The sequence below is a fragment of the Rhizobium sp. KNZ14-9A genome (assembly GCF_056755015.1).
The window spans coordinates 2,780,874-2,797,711 of sequence record NZ_JBPGXB010000002.1 but is presented as its reverse complement, the minus strand read 5'-3'; the positions used below and the strand labels follow the sequence as shown (position 1 = coordinate 2,797,711).

Here is a 16,838-nt window from a genome sequence, read left to right as displayed (position 1 = left end):
TTCAGGCCTGCTCTTCCTTGGTGCGCACTAGCCATGTGAAGGCCGCGCCCGCGAGCAGGAGGACGCTGGTACCGAGAAAGACCGCCGGCATGCCGATATGCCCGCCGACGAAGCCGCCGAGAACGGGCCCGGCGACCTGGCCCACATATTGCGAGGAGATGGACAGGCCGAGAATGCTGCCGGCAGCACTATCGGGCACACTATGCCGGATGACGGCGGTAATGCAGGGCAGGAGCCCGCCAAGTGCGACGCCCATCAGGAAACGCAGAGCAATCAGCTGCCAGGAGCCGGTGACGAAGGCCTGGGGAATGAGCAGCAGTCCGGCAACCGCGAGCGCGCCGGCAATGACCGGCCAGTGGCCGATCCGGTCGGCAAGCTTGCCGAGCCGCGAGGCCGACAGAATGCTGCCGAGCGCTGCCGCCGACATGACGATCCCGGCCACCATCGTCACCTGACCCTGATCTGGCACCAGCTGCGCCACATAGACGGTGATGATCGGCTCGATCGACATATTAGCGAGCATCAGCAGCAGCCCGGTCGCAAGCATGGCGACCACCGGCCCCTTGTCGGGAATGGATTTCCAGCCGCCGGATGCCTTGGCCGCCTGTTTGCGGGCCGCCGATTTCTCTTCCTTGATGAGGAAGGTGGTGGCGAGGAAGGCGAAGAAGATCATGCCGCCGGCTGCGAGAAACGTGCCGCGGATGCCGATAATGGGCGGCAGCGCCCCACCGATCAGCGGGCCGACGAGATTGCCGGCCATGATGCCGGATGAGAGCACGCCGAGCGCCCAGGCGGAGCGGTCCTTTGGCGTCTGTGTCGCCACCAGCACCATCGAGCCGGAGGCATAACCGCCCGCCAGGCCGACGAAGAGGCGCAGCGCCACTAGCTGCCAGACGCTGCCGGCCATGCCCATCAGCGAGATGGCGATGGTCATGCCGAGGCTGGCGCGCACCAGCATCAACTTGCGACCGTAGATGTCGCCCAGCCGGCCCCAGAGCGGCGCCACGCAGGCGGCGGCAAAGAAGGTCGCGCCATAGGCAATGCCCGACCACTGCACGATCGCCGCATGATCACTCACGCCAAGCTCCTCCACGTAAAGCGGAAGGAAAGGAAGCAGCAGCGTCATCGCCACGATGGTCGTGAACGAGCCAAGCAGCGAGATGACAAGATTGCGTTTCCAGTAGGCGGAGCCAGGCGCCACCTTTGCGGCGTCCCATTGAGTGTCGGTCATTGCGGATCTTCTTCGGTACAGTCTGGCCGTGGCCAAGATGAAGCGATCCTCACTTTACGCACCGCCCTGAGGGCTGCCAAGGACGGATTCCGGCCGATCCGACCTGCCGTCATCAGGAAAAACGCATCGAAAGCCACGATTTTGCCTCTAACTGATTGCAATATGCAATCAGAATTACAAGGGAGGAACAATCATGGATCACAGGGACGAAAGCCGTGCGCAGATGCTGCGCGCGCTCTATGCAGCCTATCTGGATCGCCGGAAGGATATCGTCGGCGCTATGCTGACGGAGAACTTCACCTTTTCCAGCCCGCAGGATGATCATATCGACCGCGCAACTTATTTCGAGCGCTGTTGGCCGAACGAGCCGCAGCTGAACGCCTTCGATATCGAGTTCCTGGCGGTCCGTGGCGATGAGGCCGTCGTCCGCTACCGGGCCGAAATGACTGATGGCAAAGCCTTCCGCAATATCGAAAGCTTCCGCTTCGATGGCGACCGCATAGCATCCGTCGATGTCTATTTCGGCCGCAACACCGCTTAGAAAAACCGTATCGCCGATGTCGTGATGATGATCGAAACCGCAATCATCAGCGGTTTCACCGGTAGCCGCTTGACGAGGATCGCTCCGAAGGGCGCGGCGATCACGCCGCCGATGATAAGGCCAACCGCTGAGCCGAGTTCCGACCAGCCAAGCGTCAGCACGAAGGTAATCGAGATGATCAGCGTCACCGCGAATTCGGTGAAATTGGTCGAGCCGATCACCCGCTTCGGATCGTGGCCGCGGCCGACAAGCGAGCTGGTGACGATCGGTCCTCATCCGCCGCCACCGATCGCATCCAGCACGCCGCCGCAAAGCCCGACGGGTGGCACCATCCAATCGCGGACATCGCGCTTCGGTGTCGGGTGGAAGGCTTTCCAGAGGATCACGAGACCGATGGTGATCAGATAGGCCGAAACGAAGGGCTCGATGACCTTGCCATCGACATTAGCAAGCAGGAAGGCGCCGGCCGCCCCGCCGATCATGCCGGCGGGCGCCAACCGCGCCACGAGCTTCCAGTCGACATTGCGGTGCCAGGCATGGGAAATGCCGGACGCTGCCGTCGTGAACAGCTCAGTCACATGCGTCATGGCGCTGGCATTGGCGGCCGGCACGCCGAGCGTCAGCAAGCTGGTCGTGGAGAGCACGCCGAAGGCCATGCCGAGCGCGCCATCGATGATCTGCGCGCAGAAACCGACGACGATGAATAGGAAGAAATCCGTGGTCATGAAGATCCCTGGTGAGCAAAAGCTCGACTGAAAACACGCCTAACGCATGTCGCGCAAAGCTGTGCAGCGGCTTTGCGATTACGACATGCAGAGAACAAAGACCTAAAGCGTGGCAGCGAATCTGAAAGATCGCGACACGCTTTGAGGGTGAAAAAAGTTCCGTTTCAAGCGTCAAGAGCGCTCCGTTTGAGGCGGATGACCTTGAAGAAGCCCTTCGGGAAAACCGGCAATATTTCAATGGCATCGAAACCGCTCGCTCGCGCCCAGTCGATGATCCGGCTGATCCGGAAGGAGGAGCTCCAGCCGATGCGCCGGGCAAGCGGCGCCACGGCCTCCTCGATCGCGCCCTGCAGGCCGGCGCCGTCGCCGAGCTTGCTGGCCAGAATGATTTCGCCACCTGGCCGCAGAACACGGGCGCATTCATCGAGCGCCCGTTCCGGCTCGGGGATGAGCGTGATGACGAAAGGCAGGCAGACGGCATCGAAAGATTGGTCCTCGAAGGCCAGTGCGTGCGCGTCCATCACCTGCAATTGCCGGATATGGAAGAGCTTCTGTCTGATAACCTTTTCCCGCGCCCTGGCGATCATATGCTCGGAAATGTCGATGCCCGTCACTCGGGATCGCCGGGGATAGTGGGAGAGCACCAGCCCGGTGCCGACGCCGATTTCCAGAATGTCCGTACCGGCGTGGGCGGCAAGCCGCGCCAGCGTGCGATGCCCGTCGCGCAGGAGACCGCGATAGACCTGGTCGTAGACCGGTGCCCAGCGCTGATAGATCTTCTGCTGGTCTTCCGCCTGATTTTGAACTTGTCCCCGATTTTGAACTTGTCCCATGAGAGCGCCTCCTCCAGACCCTGCCTTCAAACTCGTAAAGGCAGGCTCCGGTTCCGGCGACACGACGAAGGAGCTGTCAGATGTGCTGCTTTCGCCTTCGGCGGAAAGTTTTCTTCCCGCCGAAGAGCGCTTCGATCACTCCGCCGGTGTGCGCAGATTGGTTTCGATAGCGGCGAGCTCGTCACTGACCGAGCCGGCGACCACGCCGTTGCCGCGCAGCGACTTGTTGGAAATGTCGATCATCGGCGCGAAGGTAGCGGCCGGCATGCGGACCTCTTCCTTCACGGGCTCTTCGACGGGCAGGGCGTCTGCGAGGCTCGGCCGATCGCCGCGCGCCACTTCGAGCTGGCCGCTGAGGATCGCGCGTTCGGCGCGGAGCTGGCGGATTTCCGACTTTGCGATTTCGAGGCTCGTCCGCAGCTGGCTGATTTCATAGCGGTCGGTATCGAGGCGCGTATCCAGATCGTGCTTGAAGGCTTCGATCTCGCGGTCACGCTTGCTGCGCTGGCTTTCGGCCTCGCGCAGCTTCATCACCAGATCGTTGCTGTGGGCAGCGAGCTCGCGGCGGGCGGCTTCGCTTTCCGTGCCGTTGAGACGAACGCGGTTGAGCTCGTCGGTCATCCGCTCCAGGCGCGCGAGCGCCGTGGCGAGTTCGCCCTTCGTACGCTTCAGTTCCGCACGGGTCGACTGCAGTTCCTCGTCCGTCATCTTGTTGCGGCTGTTGGCGGTCGACAGCAGCTTCTCGACAAGCTCTGACTTCGAACCGATCGCCTCGTGCCTGGTGCGCAGGTTTGCGATTTCGAGCGTCGAGGAGGTTTCCAGCGTCTCGAATTCGGTTTCCAGGCGGCGATAGCGTTCCTCGGAAGCGACCAGATCCTGCTTCAGGTTGGCGACGGAGGACTGCAGGCCGCGTGTCAGCGCCTCATGCTCCGAGAGATTGGTCTTGAGGTGGCTGCGCTCCTCGTTGAGACGGGCGATTTCGCGAAGCTGGATGCTGTTTTCGCGGCGCGAGCTTTCGACGAGCAGCTGATGGGCCGTGGTTTCCAGCTCCAGCTTCTCGCGGGTGCTCGCCAGTTCGCGGCTGCGCACATCATGATCCTGCTGCGTGCGGCGAAGCTGTGAGGAAACCTCGTCGAACTGCAGTGCCCGGTCGCGTATCTCGCGCTCGGCATCGATCAGCCGCGCCTCGACGACGGTGAATTCTTCCCGCGTCAGCTCATGCACGCCCTGCAGCTTCACCAGTTCTTCGCGGTAAGTGCCGGCCTCGACGCGCAGCTGGCTGCCGTCGAGCTTCAGCTCCTTGTTGTCGGCCGTCAGGCGCTGGTTTTCCTGGTCAGCCTTGCGCCGCGCATTGCTCTCATAGTCGAGCAGCGAGCTCAAACGCGAACATTCGGCCCTCAGCGCGCCCGTTTCATTGAGCGAGTGGCTGTGCGCACCGAGCAGCGAGGAAACCCGCTCCTGCAGCGACGTCAGGCTGACGAGCAGCTCCTCCGAGGACTGCTTGTTTTCCTCGATTGCCGTGCCGAAAGCCTGGAAATCATCGACTTCCGAAACGCTGTACTGCACCGGTGGTTTGTCCACGAGACCCGTCTGTTCGGTGACGGACAACATCTGGCGATGGCTGGATACTCTCAAACCCGGCTTGACGGGTTCTTCATTACGACGAAAAAAGCTCATGACCATCACACGCCCCGAAGTTGATGTCAGAAGTCCCTGAAATGATTTATGCAATGCTAATTAAGCTATTCCTATCAAAGGTTGCGCTAACGCTTTTTGATAGCCCTGGATTGCATCTAAGGCGCGCTATTCATCGCCTGTCAAAAGCGCCTAAAAGAAATTAACAGTTTTTTATTGAAATAACGGCCGCCGCCCCTAAGCGCGGCTGCCGGACCCGAGCGTGCCTCATCTTCCAGGGGCGATTACGGGAATGTGAGCGCCGCAAGGAGAGGGATTTTATTCCTTTGCATTGCAGTCCCCGTCTTGTCGTCACGCCGCTTTCATATCCCTGAAAGCGCGACATCTCCGTGTGATTTATGCGTGTGGAGAAAGCCCGTGACGAGAGGCAATTTTTCCTCGAAGCGGTTGTTTTTTGATAATTCGCCGGTTGCCTCTCAATGCTTCCCCTCCTATGTTCCGCCTCACCTGCCGATGACGCAATCTATTGCCAAGAGGAGATCTGATATGGCTTTCGAATTGCCTGAACTTCCCTATGACTACGAAGCCCTTGCTCCCTTCATGTCGAAGGAGACGCTGGAGTTCCACCACGACAAGCACCACAAGGCATACGTCGACAACGGCAACAAGCTCGCAGCGGAAGCCGGCCTTGCCGATCTCTCCCTGGAAGAGGTCGTCAAGAAGTCCTTCGGCACCAATGCCGGCCTGTTCAACAATGCTGCGCAGCACTACAACCACATCCATTTCTGGAAGTGGATGAAGAAGGGCGGCGGCGGCAACAAGCTGCCGGGCAAGCTCGAAGCTGCCTTCAATTCCGACCTTGGCGGCTATGACAAGTTCAAGGCCGATTTCGCCGCTGCCGGCGCCACCCAGTTCGGCTCCGGCTGGGCTTGGGTTTCCGTCAAGAACGGCAAGCTCGAAATCTCCAAGACCCCGAACGGCGAAAACCCGCTCGTTCACGGTGCCACCCCGATCCTCGGCGTCGACGTCTGGGAACACTCCTACTACATCGACTACCGCAACCTGCGTCCGAAGTACCTCGAAGCCTTCATCGACAGCCTGATCAACTGGGACTACGTCCTGGAGCGCTACGAAGCGGCGACGAAGTAAGCACTTCCGAGCATCTGATTTTCAGCACCCGGCGCCGCGAGCGCCGGGTGTTTTCGTTTCTGCTTCTATTCTCCTGCAATCTATCCGCCAAGGATGGCTTGACTCATTCATACCCGATTGGCTATAGATCGATCCATAGCCAATCGGGTATGAATTCAAATGTCGAATGCTCAAGATGCGCTGTTCAGGGCGCTTTCCGATCCGACCCGTCGGGGCATCTTCGAGCGCCTGTGCCGTCAGGGCGAGAAGACGGTTGGCGCTCTGACGACTCACGCGGGTGTGTCTCAGCCGGTTGTTTCGAAACATCTGGCGGTGCTCAAAAACGCCGGCCTCGTGCGCGACCGCCATGAAGGTCGTCAGACGCATTACAGCGCCGAAATCCGCGCGCTTGCTCCGCTCGCCGACTGGACGACGGAGATGGCCGGCTTCTGGGAGAGCCGGTTCGACGCTTTGGAAGATTTGCTCAAAAGGATGGACCAATGAACGACACCGCAACTGAAATTCGCTCCGTCATCGTCGAGCGGGAAATCGCGTTCCCGCCGGAAAGGATCTGGCGTGCGCTCACCCAACCGCATCTGATCCAGGAATGGCTGATGAAGAACGACTTCAAGCCCGTGCGCGATCACAGCTTCAAACTGACCGCCGAGTGGGGCTCCGTCGATTGCCGGGTACTGGAAATCGAGCCGAACCGAACGCTCGCCTATACCTGGGATGCCTACGGTCTCGAAAGCACCGTTACCTGGACACTGACACCTGTCAAATCAGGCACGCATCTGCGCATGGAACAAGCCGGCTTCCGTCCGGATCAGGAACAGGCCTACCAGGGCGCCAAATTCGGCTGGCAGCGTTTCTTCGAAAATCTGGAACAGGTGCTGGCGCGCGCCGACTGAAGCATTACGCACGGCGTCTGATTGTTTGAGGAGGAAGAATAATGAATTGGAACAAGGCGATCCGCCAGCTTCACCGTTGGCTGTGCATCATCTTCACGGTGACTGTCATTGCCAATTTCGCCACCATGGCGGTGGGCGCTCCGCCTGCCTTTGTGGTTTACTCGCCGCTACCACCACTCTTTCTGCTATTGTTCAGCGGCCTCTACATGTTTGCCTTGCCCTACTTTGCCGGTCGCCGGGAACAGGCGTCGGCCGCAAGGTAAGGAATCGCAGCTACCCGTAAAAGGGTTTGTCCCCATTCCTGCGTAAATACCTCATCTTGCGTTGCCGAAATGCCTACGAAAACAGCGTCGATAAAGGGTAAGGCAGCGCAAGCGAGGGCATTTCGTTTCGTGCAAAGTATTCGAGACCTTGTCTCGGCATCTGTCCACGTGCCGCGATCTTCGATGACCTGACATTTGAACAACGTGACGACGTATTCGACCTGATCGCCGTTCGGATAGGTGTATCGAAAATCCCTGCCTCCGAAAACGCCGAGGATATTGGTAGGGGTCACTGCAAGGCCAGTCTCCTCCATTACCTCACGAATGACGGCTTCTTCCGGAGACTCCCCCGGTTCGATTGCGCCGGCAGGCAAGCTCCATCCTTCTCCAGAAACCTTTTCCTGTAAGAGCAGATTGCCGGAGCGGTCGTGGATCGCAGCAGCAATCGAAGGCAGGATCAGCAAGCGGCTTCCGATCAGGCCGCGAAGCTCCCTTATGTAGGATGTCATCTGGAATGCTCCTCAGAAGATAAGACCCATGTTGTATGGGCCGGACGACCGATGCAAGAGCGGTATTGGCGGGGCTGCCAAAAGGCCGCGGCTGGCAGCGCCGTCACATCGCTGTCATCCGCCGCCTCTACATCGAGCCGCATGTCTTCCGCCGATCTTCCCCTTTTCCGCTTCGGCATCATCGCCGATCCGCAATATGCCGCACTCGAACCGCAGGTCGAGATGGCGCGCTACTACGCCAACAGCCTCGCCAAGGTCGGTGCCGCAATCGAGACTTTCAATAGCGAGGAGCTGAGCTTCGTCATGACGCTCGGCGATATCATCGACCGCGATTTCAAAAGCTTCGACGATATCCTGCCGGTCTATGACGCGCTGCATCACGAAGCGTTCTTCCTGCTCGGCAATCACGATTTTGGCGTGGCCCCGGAGCATCTGGAGAAGGTCGCGGAACGGGTCGGCATGCCGGCACCCTATTACAGTTTCCAGCGCCACGGTTTCCGTTTTATTGTGCTCAACGGCAATGAGGTCAGCACCTTCGCGCCGCCGGAAGGCCATCCCCACCGTGCGCTTGGCCGCGAGCGTCTGGCGGCTCTGCGGGCAGCCGGCGCCGATAACGCCCATGAGTGGAACGCATCGCTGAGCGACGAACAGTTCGCCTGGCTGGCCGGCGAAATCGAAGCGGCGAAGGCTGCGAGCGAGAAGGTGATCGTCATGAATCACTTCCCCGTCCATCCGCCCTGCGAGCATGACATGTGGGACCGGCAGCGCATCGTCGAGCTTCTGTCCTCGCAGGAAAACGTCGTCGCCTATCTCAACGGCCATAACCATGTCGGCAATTACGGTAAGGTCGGCTTCTGCCACTTTATCAATTTCAAGGGCGTGGTCGATACCGAGAGCGAAAACACCTTCGCGATCGTCGATGTCTACGCGAACCGAATGGAAATCCGCGGTTTCGGCCGTGAGGATAGCCGCACGCTCAACTACTAAGCCACTTCCGTTGCGATCGCCGCAGGCTGTGCCCGGTGCTCCTGCGCGTCCTTCTTCGGCGGTGTGCCGAACATGCGCGAATATTCGCGGCTGAACTGCGAGGCGCTTTCATAGCCCACCTGATAGGCGGCATTGGCAGCATTGATGCCATCGGCCACCATGAGCCGCCGCGCTTCCAAAAGCCGCAACTGTTTCTGATATTGCAGGGGGCTCATAGAGGTCAGCATCTTGAAATGCTGGTGAAAGGAGGAGGGGCTCATCCTTGCTGCCGCCGCCAGCTGCTCCACTCGCACCGGCGCCGTGAAATTGTCGCGCAGCAGGTGAATGGCATCCGCCACACGCCGCGTCTGGCTGCCGGGCAGCGCCAGCTTGCTGACCTCGCTGCCATTCTCGCCGGACAGCAGCCAGAAGCTGATCTCGCGCAGGATCGCCTGTCGCAGGATCGGGATAGATTTCGGTGTGTTGAGCATGCGCATCAGCCGCAGGATGCAATCCTGCAGCTCTGCCCCGAAATGCTGCACGAAAACGCCGGGACCGCCTTCACCCGAAGGCTTCGGCGGAGTTTCCATCGCCTCCAGAACCTCGCGCAGAATGGTGACATCGAGTTCCAGCGTCAGCGCGATCATCGGCCGTTCCTCGCTTGCCTCGATCACTTGGCCGAAGGCAGGCATTTCCACGCTGATAACCAGCGCCTGCATGGCTGTATAGGTATAGAGCCGCTCTCCGAACATGATCTGCTTGGCGCCGTCGATGATGATGCAGAGCGCCGGCCGATAGATCGCAGGCTTTGGCATGGTCAGCGTGGAAGAACGCATCAGGTAGAAGCCGGGCAGGGCAGTTGCAAACAGTCCGTCGCCGCCACCATGGCTGTCCATGTACTGGTTGAGTACAGTCTTGATTTCATTGGACATCGTCATTCTCCGGGTAGCGGCCTTTGCCCGCCATCTTACTCCGTAGACCGGAGGCGACAACCTGTCTGGAGGAATAGGCAAGAAGTTCGAGGCTTTCGGCATTCAAGAAAAGGGGAGTCAGGACCTAGATTCCGGTCATCCGAACAAGGAGCAACCGAGATGACCGATCAGAACGCAAATTCGAAAATCGCAATCGTCACCGGCGGCAGCCGCGGCCTCGGCCGCAACACCGTCGTCAGCCTCGCCCGTGATAGCGTCGACGTGATCTTCACCTATAATTCCAACCGCGAAGAGGCCGACAAGGTCGTCGCCGAAATCGAAGCGCTCGGCCGCAAGGCCGCCGCCCTGCAGCTCGATACCGGCAATGTCGCCACCTTCGATGCTTTCGTGGACAATGTCCGCTCGGTGCTGAAGGGCTGGGGCCGCGAGCGCTTCAACTTTCTCGTCAACAATGCCGGCACCAGCTACCATGCCTCGATCCTGGAGACGACCGAAGAGGAAATGGACAGGCTCTACAACCTCCATTTCAAGGGCGTCTTCTTCCTGACCCAGAAGCTCCTGCCCGTAATCGCCGACGGCGGCCGCATCGTCAATCTTTCCAGCGGCCTTGCCCGCGTCGCCGTGCCGGGTTCCTCGGCCTACGGCTCGCTCAAGGGCGCTGTCGAGGTGCTGACGCGCTACATGGCCAACGAACTCGGCGCCCGCGGCATCGCCGTCAACACGGTCGCACCTGGCGCCATCGCTACCGACTTCAGCGGCGGCATGGTGCGCGACAATCCGGAAATCAACCGCAGGGTGGCCGCCATGACGGCGCTTGGCCGTGCCGGCGTGCCCGATGATATCGGCCCCATGATCGCCTCGCTGCTGACGGAAGCCAACCGCTGGGTCAACGCCCAGCGCATCGAGGTCTCAGGCGGCATGGCGCTCTGAGGTCTTGCTGGGTGGGGGAGAGCTTGGCTCACGCGTTGGCGGCCAATGGCTTCTCCGTCCAGCTCTCGGTCCAAAGCGTGCGAAGGCCATCGCCTTCGCCCTTGAAGAAGACGTCGGCTTCGGCACAGGCCTCCACCCGGTCGCCGCGGAAATTGCGGATCGCTTGCCTGAGTTCGCACCAGGCAACGATATTGGCGGTCTGGGAATAATAGATCAGCGCGATCGGGCGGATCATCCGCTCGGTCGCGCGTCCCATCTCGTCGCGATAGTTGAGCGTGAGTTTGCGTTCGTCGCGGATCGCACGGCGCACAATGGCAAGGTCGACGCCTGCGGGCGCCTGGGCGACCGTGCCCCAGGCAAACAGCGCCTTGTTCTCCATCGCCTGGCGTAGCGGTGCGGGTACTGCGCCGGCAAGCTTCTGGTTGACGCGCCGTGCCGCAAGCTTCAGCTCTTCGTCGCCGGTGCGCTCCAGGAGCGCCAGCGATAGCACGATCGCTTCCGTCTCTTCGATGGAAAACATCAGCGGCGGCAGATCGAAGCCCGGCCGCATGATATAGCCAATACCCCGCCCACCCTCGATCGGCACCCGCATCGCCTGCAGGGCGGCGATGTCGCGGTAGATCGAGCGCACCGTCACCTCCAGCCTCTCGGCCATGGTGGCGGCGGTCATCGGCTTCTTCGCCAGCCGCAATATCTGGATGATCTCGAAAAGCCTGGAGGCCTTGCGCATTTGTCGCCCTTTCTCCAACGCTCCTGACAATACACTGTCAGTTGGCTTCCCGTATAGAGCCATCTATCAGATTGAAATCGATGAAGTTCCTGAAAAATCGCACGGAAATACGGGATGGACAACTGACATGAATTACCACGAAAGCCTCTGGCTCTATTTCACCCTTCTCTTCGGCATCATCATCGTGCCCGGCATGGACATGCTCTTCGTGCTCGCCAACTCGCTGACGGGCGGCACCAAGCGCGGGCTGGCCGCCACCAGCGGCATCATGCTCGGCGGGGCCGTGCATTCGGCCTATGGTGCGGCGGGCGTCGGCATTCTGGTCGCTATGCTGCCGCAGACCTTCAACGTGCTGCTCTTTGCCGGCGTCGCCTATATGATCTGGATCGGCATTTCGTTGATGCGCAGCTCGATCAAGGTCGAGGTGGTCGGCCCCGGTACAGCGCGCTCCACCTGGAAGGCGTTCCGGCAGGGCGCAGTCACCTGCCTCGTCAATCCCAAGGCCTATATCTTCGTGCTCGCCGTCTATCCGCAATTCATAAAGCCGGAATTTGGGCCGATCTGGCTGCAGGGGTTGATCATGGGCATCATGACCGTGCTCACGCAGCTCGCCGTCTACGGCACGCTTGCGATGACGGCCGGCCGCAGCCGCGATCTCCTGGTTTCGAACCCGAAGATGACTGCCGTCATCGGCCGTCTCGCCGGCCTGCTGCTGGTCTTCATTTCCGCGATCAGCCTCTGGCAAGGGTGGAAGACAGCCTGATCCTGCCTATTCTTATCACATTGTTTTTATGAGGATCCGGCTAAACGTGACTATGCGGCCACATGGATTTTGTCATGATCCCGGTGCAGATTGCCCTCGACCGGCTTCGCCGGTGGAACAATGGAGAGAGAATCATGAATTGGAAAACAGTTGCGGCGGCTGTTGCGTTCGCCGGCATTGCCCTCGGTTCGGCTATGGCCGTGGACGGCACGCATGACGCACGTATTGGAATGATGAAGCAGATCGGTGGCGCAGCAGGCGCGCTGTCCGCCATCGCCAAGGGCACCAAGCCCTATGATGCGGATGCCGTGAAGACGGCGCTGACGACGATCGCCACCACGGCGAAGGCCTTCCCGGACCAGTTCAAGCCGGGCACCGAGACGGGCGACGAGGAAGCAAGCCCGAAGATCTGGGAAAACATGGATGACTTCAAGGCACGCGCCGCGAAGCTGTCTACCGACGCCGAAACCGTTCTCGCCCAGCTTCCGGCCGATGCCGCCGGCGTCGGCGCTGCGCTGAACACGCTCGGCGGCAATTGCGGTGGCTGTCATCAGCTCTATCGCATCAAGAAGGACTAGGCGATAGAGCTATTCCCGTATGATCTCGCGATCCGCATCGGCCCTTGCCGCCGGTGCGGATCGCCTTATTCTCCCCGGCAGCGGGGCCGGGGCCGGCAAACCCGGGAATGTCCCTTGATATCGACAGTAAGGAGAGGCGGCGCATGGTCCGCAGGTTCATCCGCTTTGTGCTCTGTCTCGTCGGCGTCGTCGTGATCGGCGGCGCAGCCTTCTACTTTGTCACTGCGCCCGATCCACTGCCGGAAAGCCACTGGGCCAATCTCGGCGCGCCCGACGTTGCGAACGGCGAGAAGGTGTTCTGGGCCGGCGGCTGCGTCAGCTGTCATGCCGCGCCCGGTGCGAAAGACGATGCGAAGCTGACGCTGACCGGCGGCCTCGCCCTGACGAGCCCCTTCGGCACCTTCCATGTGCCCAACATTTCTCCGGATGAACAGGCCGGCATCGGCCGCTGGACGCTGGCCCAGTTCGGCAATGCCATGAAGCGCGGCGTCGGCGCCAATGGGCAGCATCTCTACCCGTCCTTCCCCTACGGCTCCTATACGCGCATGAGCGACAAGGACGTCAACGATCTCTTCGCCTATCTGAAAACGCTGCCGAAGAGCAGCAACGTCGCACCGCCACATGAACTGCCGTTCCCCTTCAACATCCGCCTGGCGCTCGGCGGCTGGAAACTCCTCTATTTCAACGACCAGCCGCGCGTCGTGCTCGCCAATGCCGACGACAAGCTCAAGCGCGGCCAGTATCTGGTCGAGGGCCTCGGCCATTGCGGCGAATGCCACACCCCACGCGATTTCCTCGGCGGCTTCGTCCGCGACCAGTGGCTCGCCGGCGCGCCGAACCCGGAAGGCAAGGGCCGCATACCCGATATCACGCCGGGCTCGAAGAGCGTCGGCTCGTGGAGCGAGGCCGACATAACCAACTACCTGCAGACCGGCTTCACCCCCGATTTCGACTCCGCCGGCGGCCAGATGGTCGATGTGCAGCAGAACATCGCCCATCTGCCGCAGTCCGATATCGAAGCGATTTCAGCCTATTTGAAGGCCGTGCCGAGCAAGTAGCGTCTGCCTGGGGCAAGCGCCGCAAGCCACACTGCCACCATGAAGCACCCGACCCTTGAGGAAACAGACGCTGCGATTGCTCGCATGCAGGACCGGCTTGCCGCGCGCAATGCCGTTCTTGCGCGCTGGTTTTCCGACACACTTGCTGTCATGGAAGCAAAAATCGCGAGCCGCCTCGATGATCCCGGCGATCTGGCGCAGGCAAGGGCTGCGGCCTTTTTGTTCGTAAAGAGGGCGCTTCACCAATGGGCGAGCCGCCCGGTGCATGAGGTGGCGCCCGGAGACAGCCTCCCGAAAGAGGCTCGACGGCTCAAATGATTGGCATGCTTGCTAGCGCTCAGGCCGCCTTCGGCTGATGCTCCGCACCAAAGATCTGCACATAGGTGTCGAGCTCTTCGCTGCCGAAGCCGAGTGCCCGGTAGATCTCTGCCGTAAAGGTAATCGGCGCCGAACCCGGCGCAGTGACGATCATGCCGGAGCGAACTGCCTGTGGTCCCTCACGGTAATGCGCTTGGCCATGATAGCCCTCGGCGCCGGCGAGGAGATCGGGGGCGTTGCTGGTATGGGCAACCTGGTCGAGAGCACCGGCACGCGCCAACGCCAGCGTCCCGCCGCAGATCGCAGCGGTGAGCTTGCCGCGTGCGATGAAGTCGTTGATCACGGGCGAAAGGTCGGGCGTCTTTTCTGTCTCCCAGATGGTGCCGCCGCAGATGACCAGCGCATCGAAGGCGTCGCCATGCAGGTTCTCGGCTACCGCATCGGGTGCCACTCGCATGCCGCCCATGGAGCGCACTTCCGCGCCGCCGGGACTTGCCGTCACCACATCGAAACCGAAATGGGTGCGGGCGGAGGCAGCAAGCTGCCCCACTTCCCAGTCCGCGAAGCCTTCGGTCAGAACCACCGCCAGTCGGGTCATGCTTTCCTCCCTTGCAAGATGGCCGAGCGGCTGTAGCCACTTACGACAAAGCCTGCATATAGCGCATGCCGGTGACCGGGCGAGGGGTGAAATCCATCTGTTCGTAGAAACGGTGAGCCTTGAGATTGCCGGTCGCAGCGCTGACGGAGAGGTAATCGCAGCCCGCAATACGTGCCGTTTCGCGGGCGCGGTCGACGAGAAGCTGGCCTGTGCCATGGCCGCGATGGCCATCGCGTACGAAGAGGTGATGCAGATCCATGCCGCGCTTGCCCTCCTGCGCCCTGTAGAGTGGAACGAGGATGGCGTAGCCGATCAGCCCGTCGCTACCATCAGCGACGAGGGCCGAAATCCACGGCGTCGGGCCGAAGAGATCGCGTTCGAGCTGTGCAGGTGTGGAAGCCGAGATGTCGCCGTGATGGGCCGCAAGCAGGCCGATCATTTGGTGGAGTTCGGATATGTCGCGGGGTTTGGCGGCGCGGATCGTCACGACCGGCGGTCGCATGAGCGATATTTCGCTGTCTTCGATTTCAAGCATGGTCTTCGCGTCCTTTTTGAGTTTATGCCGCCAGGACGCTGCTGATACAACAAAGCCGCCTGACGGCGGCTTGTTGACATTATGATCTGTCTCGGCCGCCCTTTACAGGTACAGCCAAAAATACGAGCGGTTATGGTGCGCGTTCTTGATCATGCGCCATACATTCTCCGAAACCGCCCGTTTGTCAATGGCAGATGCCGGCCAATCAGGCCGCACTGGCGGGTATGGTACAGACACCTGTCGTGCAGCCTTCAGCCTTATCACCGCGCGCCGCCGCTGGAATGGGTGCCGCCAGCGCCATGCCGATACGTGCGCCGAGAGCGATATCGTCTTCGACCCCGAAGGCATGATGCAGGATAGCACCATCGCGGCCGATCAGGACCGAGGAGGGCGTTCCCCTGAAACCATAACGGCGCATCGTCACCGGTATGTCGGAACGCCCGTCCGCCTGATCGACACCGATTGGCGAGGTCAGCCGATATTCATGAATGAAAGCCCTGAGCACGGTTGGTGTCATCGCTTCGTGATGCTCGAAGACCGTGTGCAGGCCGATGACTTGAAGATCCGTGTTGGCGAAGATGCGCTCGATGCGGCGCACTTGCGGCAGGCTTTCGGCCACGCAGCCGGGGCAGAGCAGCTGGAAGCTGTGCAGGTAAATCACCTTGCCACGCAATCCGGCGATGGAGAGCGGTTGCGGCGTGTTGAACCATTCGCTGACGGAAAGTTCCGGTGCAAGTGTCAGATCGGACATGTCGAAATCCTTGGTCGTTGGGCAGGCCTTCGCATCATCAGTTGCATCCGGGGCACAATGGGATAATCCTGCCTGGTGTTTCTCTTCTCTATTTGCCTGGAGAGAGGAAAGAGCCGGTCCGGCGATGGCAGTCGACGGACCGGCGACCCGCTCACTTTGCAGGCATGACCTTGCCCGGCAGGCTGAGATTGCCGGATGCGACCTTGAAGACATTGTCGACGCAGAGCAGCGGTGCATGCAGGTTGCCGTTGATCTTCAGCCCTGCCGTCACGCCGTCATAGGAGGCGCCGGTGATGCCGCCTAGCAGCGACAACGGGATGGCGACATCGACGCGATCGCCCTTGAGTACCGTCGGATAATCCGGACTGTCGATCAGCAGCGGAACACCCGGCCAGGTGGCGGGAAGCTTCGGCTTGGCGCCGTCAGGGATGTCGGTCACCTTCAGACCGCCGGCGCAGGCCTTGTCCTTGTTGAGCACGACCCAATGCGGATGCCAGACGTCGCGGTTCTTGCCCCTGTAGGCAGCATCGTCGAAATCCGGATGGAAGGTGACGGCAAGTGCGACGATGCCCTGATCCTCGTCGAAGCCGATATCGCCGCTGTTGAGCGAGGTCGGCCAGACATAGGCATAGACGCCGGAGCCCTCGAACTTGCCAGTTGCCGCGGGCTTTTCAGCACCTGCCTCGCCGCGCACGCGGGTCGAGAACATCGCCTTGTCACCCTTGGTGACAATCTGCGTTTCGATGATGTCGAACGAGGCCTTCACGCTCTTCGACGGCTCGGCCGTGACGGGATGGGCCACGGCTGAGCCGAGCCAAAGCGATAGCGTTCCGGCGATGGCTGCGCCGGTGATAAACTGCCTTAACATTTGAACTTCCTTCTCTTTCTAGGTTGCCTGGAGAG

The 16,838-nt window shown here is 60.9% G+C and carries 21 protein-coding genes and 1 pseudogene; 11 read left to right on the top strand and 11 right to left on the bottom strand.

The features are described 5' to 3' along the window. Window position 1: 1 nt before the first annotated feature. A complete protein-coding gene (locus ACR9ZQ_RS20675) occupies window positions 2–1,231 on the bottom strand; it encodes an MFS transporter (protein WP_481428698.1) in 1,230 nt (409 codons plus the stop codon). A 193-nt stretch (window positions 1,232–1,424) separates the two neighbouring features. Here ACR9ZQ_RS20675 and ACR9ZQ_RS20670 point away from each other — a divergent pair, with 193 nt between their 5' ends. Beyond that, window positions 1,425–1,772 (top strand): nuclear transport factor 2 family protein, encoded by a 348-nt coding sequence (locus tag ACR9ZQ_RS20670; RefSeq protein WP_310378040.1) that lies wholly within the window; start codon window positions 1,425–1,427, stop codon window positions 1,770–1,772. On the opposite strand, the pseudogene ACR9ZQ_RS20665 reads toward ACR9ZQ_RS20670, so the two are convergent. From ACR9ZQ_RS20665 to ACR9ZQ_RS20655, 3 genes and pseudogenes are all read right to left on the bottom strand, one after another. Then, window positions 1,769–2,497: pseudogene (locus tag ACR9ZQ_RS20665) on the bottom strand (sulfite exporter TauE/SafE family protein). The gene ACR9ZQ_RS20670 and the pseudogene ACR9ZQ_RS20665 sit on opposite strands and share 4 nt — an antisense overlap. A gap of 164 nt (window positions 2,498–2,661) precedes the next feature. Next, window positions 2,662–3,330, bottom strand: coding sequence for a class I SAM-dependent methyltransferase (locus ACR9ZQ_RS20660; RefSeq protein ID WP_310378037.1), 669 nt, complete (start codon window positions 3,328–3,330; stop codon window positions 2,662–2,664). 135 nt (window positions 3,331–3,465) lie between these two features. Beyond that, window positions 3,466–5,007: a coiled-coil domain-containing protein gene (locus tag ACR9ZQ_RS20655; RefSeq protein WP_310378035.1), complete on the bottom strand. Its 1,542-nt coding sequence runs from the start codon at window positions 5,005–5,007 to the stop codon at window positions 3,466–3,468. 504 nt (window positions 5,008–5,511) lie between these two features. On the opposite strand from ACR9ZQ_RS20655, the gene ACR9ZQ_RS20650 reads away from it, so the two are divergent. The 4 genes from ACR9ZQ_RS20650 (at window position 5,512) to ACR9ZQ_RS20635 (ending at window position 7,267) form a co-directional block, all read left to right on the top strand. After that, complete coding sequence (locus ACR9ZQ_RS20650; RefSeq protein ID WP_007827154.1) at window positions 5,512–6,114, top strand: superoxide dismutase; 603 nt, start codon at window positions 5,512–5,514, stop codon at window positions 6,112–6,114. A 159-nt stretch (window positions 6,115–6,273) separates the two neighbouring features. Next, window positions 6,274–6,597, top strand: coding sequence for an ArsR/SmtB family transcription factor (locus tag ACR9ZQ_RS20645; protein WP_310378030.1), 324 nt, complete (start codon window positions 6,274–6,276; stop codon window positions 6,595–6,597). Then, on the top strand, window positions 6,594–7,004 hold the full coding sequence (locus ACR9ZQ_RS20640) for an SRPBCC family protein (RefSeq protein WP_481428697.1): 411 nt from the start codon (window positions 6,594–6,596) through the stop codon (window positions 7,002–7,004). Before ACR9ZQ_RS20645 ends, ACR9ZQ_RS20640 begins: the two co-directional genes overlap by 4 nt. 41 nt (window positions 7,005–7,045) lie before the next feature. After that, a complete protein-coding gene (locus ACR9ZQ_RS20635) occupies window positions 7,046–7,267 on the top strand; it encodes a hypothetical protein (RefSeq protein WP_481428696.1) in 222 nt (73 codons plus the stop codon). On the opposite strand, the gene ACR9ZQ_RS20630 is transcribed toward ACR9ZQ_RS20635, so the two are convergent. Further along, window positions 7,225–7,776, bottom strand: a complete 552-nt coding sequence (locus tag ACR9ZQ_RS20630) for an NUDIX domain-containing protein (RefSeq protein ID WP_481428695.1) — start codon at window positions 7,774–7,776, stop codon at window positions 7,225–7,227. The genes ACR9ZQ_RS20635 and ACR9ZQ_RS20630 overlap by 43 nt on opposite strands. 141 nt (window positions 7,777–7,917) lie before the next feature. On the opposite strand from ACR9ZQ_RS20630, the gene ACR9ZQ_RS20625 reads away from it, so the two are divergent. Beyond that, on the top strand, window positions 7,918–8,763 hold the full coding sequence (locus ACR9ZQ_RS20625; RefSeq protein WP_481429345.1) for a metallophosphoesterase: 846 nt from the start codon (window positions 7,918–7,920) through the stop codon (window positions 8,761–8,763). On the opposite strand, the gene ACR9ZQ_RS20620 is transcribed toward ACR9ZQ_RS20625, so the two are convergent. Then, window positions 8,760–9,674 carry an AraC family transcriptional regulator gene (locus tag ACR9ZQ_RS20620; RefSeq protein ID WP_310378021.1) on the bottom strand — a complete coding sequence of 305 codons (915 nt, stop codon included), beginning with the start codon at window positions 9,672–9,674 and terminating at the stop codon, window positions 8,760–8,762. The genes ACR9ZQ_RS20625 and ACR9ZQ_RS20620 overlap by 4 nt on opposite strands. A gap of 159 nt (window positions 9,675–9,833) precedes the next feature. Here ACR9ZQ_RS20620 and ACR9ZQ_RS20615 point away from each other — a divergent pair, with 159 nt between their 5' ends. Next, window positions 9,834–10,604, top strand: a complete 771-nt coding sequence (locus ACR9ZQ_RS20615) for an SDR family NAD(P)-dependent oxidoreductase (RefSeq protein WP_481428694.1) — start codon at window positions 9,834–9,836, stop codon at window positions 10,602–10,604. Between the two features lie 28 nt (window positions 10,605–10,632). Here ACR9ZQ_RS20615 and ACR9ZQ_RS20610 read toward each other — a convergent pair whose 3' ends face one another. After that, on the bottom strand, window positions 10,633–11,334 hold the full coding sequence (locus ACR9ZQ_RS20610; RefSeq protein ID WP_481428693.1) for a helix-turn-helix transcriptional regulator: 702 nt from the start codon (window positions 11,332–11,334) through the stop codon (window positions 10,633–10,635). 127 nt (window positions 11,335–11,461) lie between these two features. Between ACR9ZQ_RS20610 and ACR9ZQ_RS20605 the strand changes: the two genes are divergently transcribed. From ACR9ZQ_RS20605 to ACR9ZQ_RS20590, 4 genes are all read left to right on the top strand, one after another. Beyond that, window positions 11,462–12,097 (top strand): LysE family translocator, encoded by a 636-nt coding sequence (locus tag ACR9ZQ_RS20605; protein WP_310378015.1) that lies wholly within the window; start codon window positions 11,462–11,464, stop codon window positions 12,095–12,097. Window positions 12,098–12,231: 134 nt separating this feature from the next. Next, window positions 12,232–12,675, top strand: coding sequence for a cytochrome c (locus ACR9ZQ_RS20600; RefSeq protein WP_113323236.1), 444 nt, complete (start codon window positions 12,232–12,234; stop codon window positions 12,673–12,675). Window positions 12,676–12,818: 143 nt separating this feature from the next. Continuing rightward, window positions 12,819–13,733: a cytochrome c gene (locus ACR9ZQ_RS20595; RefSeq protein ID WP_481428692.1), complete on the top strand. Its 915-nt coding sequence runs from the start codon at window positions 12,819–12,821 to the stop codon at window positions 13,731–13,733. 39 nt (window positions 13,734–13,772) lie between these two features. Beyond that, window positions 13,773–14,051, top strand: a complete 279-nt coding sequence (locus ACR9ZQ_RS20590; RefSeq protein ID WP_113323212.1) for a hypothetical protein — start codon at window positions 13,773–13,775, stop codon at window positions 14,049–14,051. A 19-nt stretch (window positions 14,052–14,070) separates the two neighbouring features. On the opposite strand, the gene ACR9ZQ_RS20585 is transcribed toward ACR9ZQ_RS20590, so the two are convergent. The 4 genes from ACR9ZQ_RS20585 to ACR9ZQ_RS20570 form a co-directional block, all read right to left on the bottom strand. Further along, complete coding sequence (locus ACR9ZQ_RS20585; RefSeq protein WP_113323213.1) at window positions 14,071–14,649, bottom strand: type 1 glutamine amidotransferase family protein; 579 nt, start codon at window positions 14,647–14,649, stop codon at window positions 14,071–14,073. Between the two features lie 40 nt (window positions 14,650–14,689). After that, the gene (locus ACR9ZQ_RS20580; protein ID WP_310378008.1) at window positions 14,690–15,184 is read right to left on the bottom strand and encodes a GNAT family N-acetyltransferase; all 495 of its coding nucleotides are present in this window, start codon (window positions 15,182–15,184) and stop codon (window positions 14,690–14,692) included. A 205-nt stretch (window positions 15,185–15,389) separates the two neighbouring features. After that, entirely contained in the window at window positions 15,390–15,935 is a 546-nt protein-coding gene (locus tag ACR9ZQ_RS20575; RefSeq protein WP_481428691.1) for a thioredoxin domain-containing protein, read from the bottom strand. A gap of 151 nt (window positions 15,936–16,086) precedes the next feature. Beyond that, window positions 16,087–16,803 carry a hypothetical protein gene (locus ACR9ZQ_RS20570; RefSeq protein WP_481428690.1) on the bottom strand — a complete coding sequence of 239 codons (717 nt, stop codon included), beginning with the start codon at window positions 16,801–16,803 and terminating at the stop codon, window positions 16,087–16,089. Window positions 16,804–16,838: the final 35 nt, after the last annotated feature.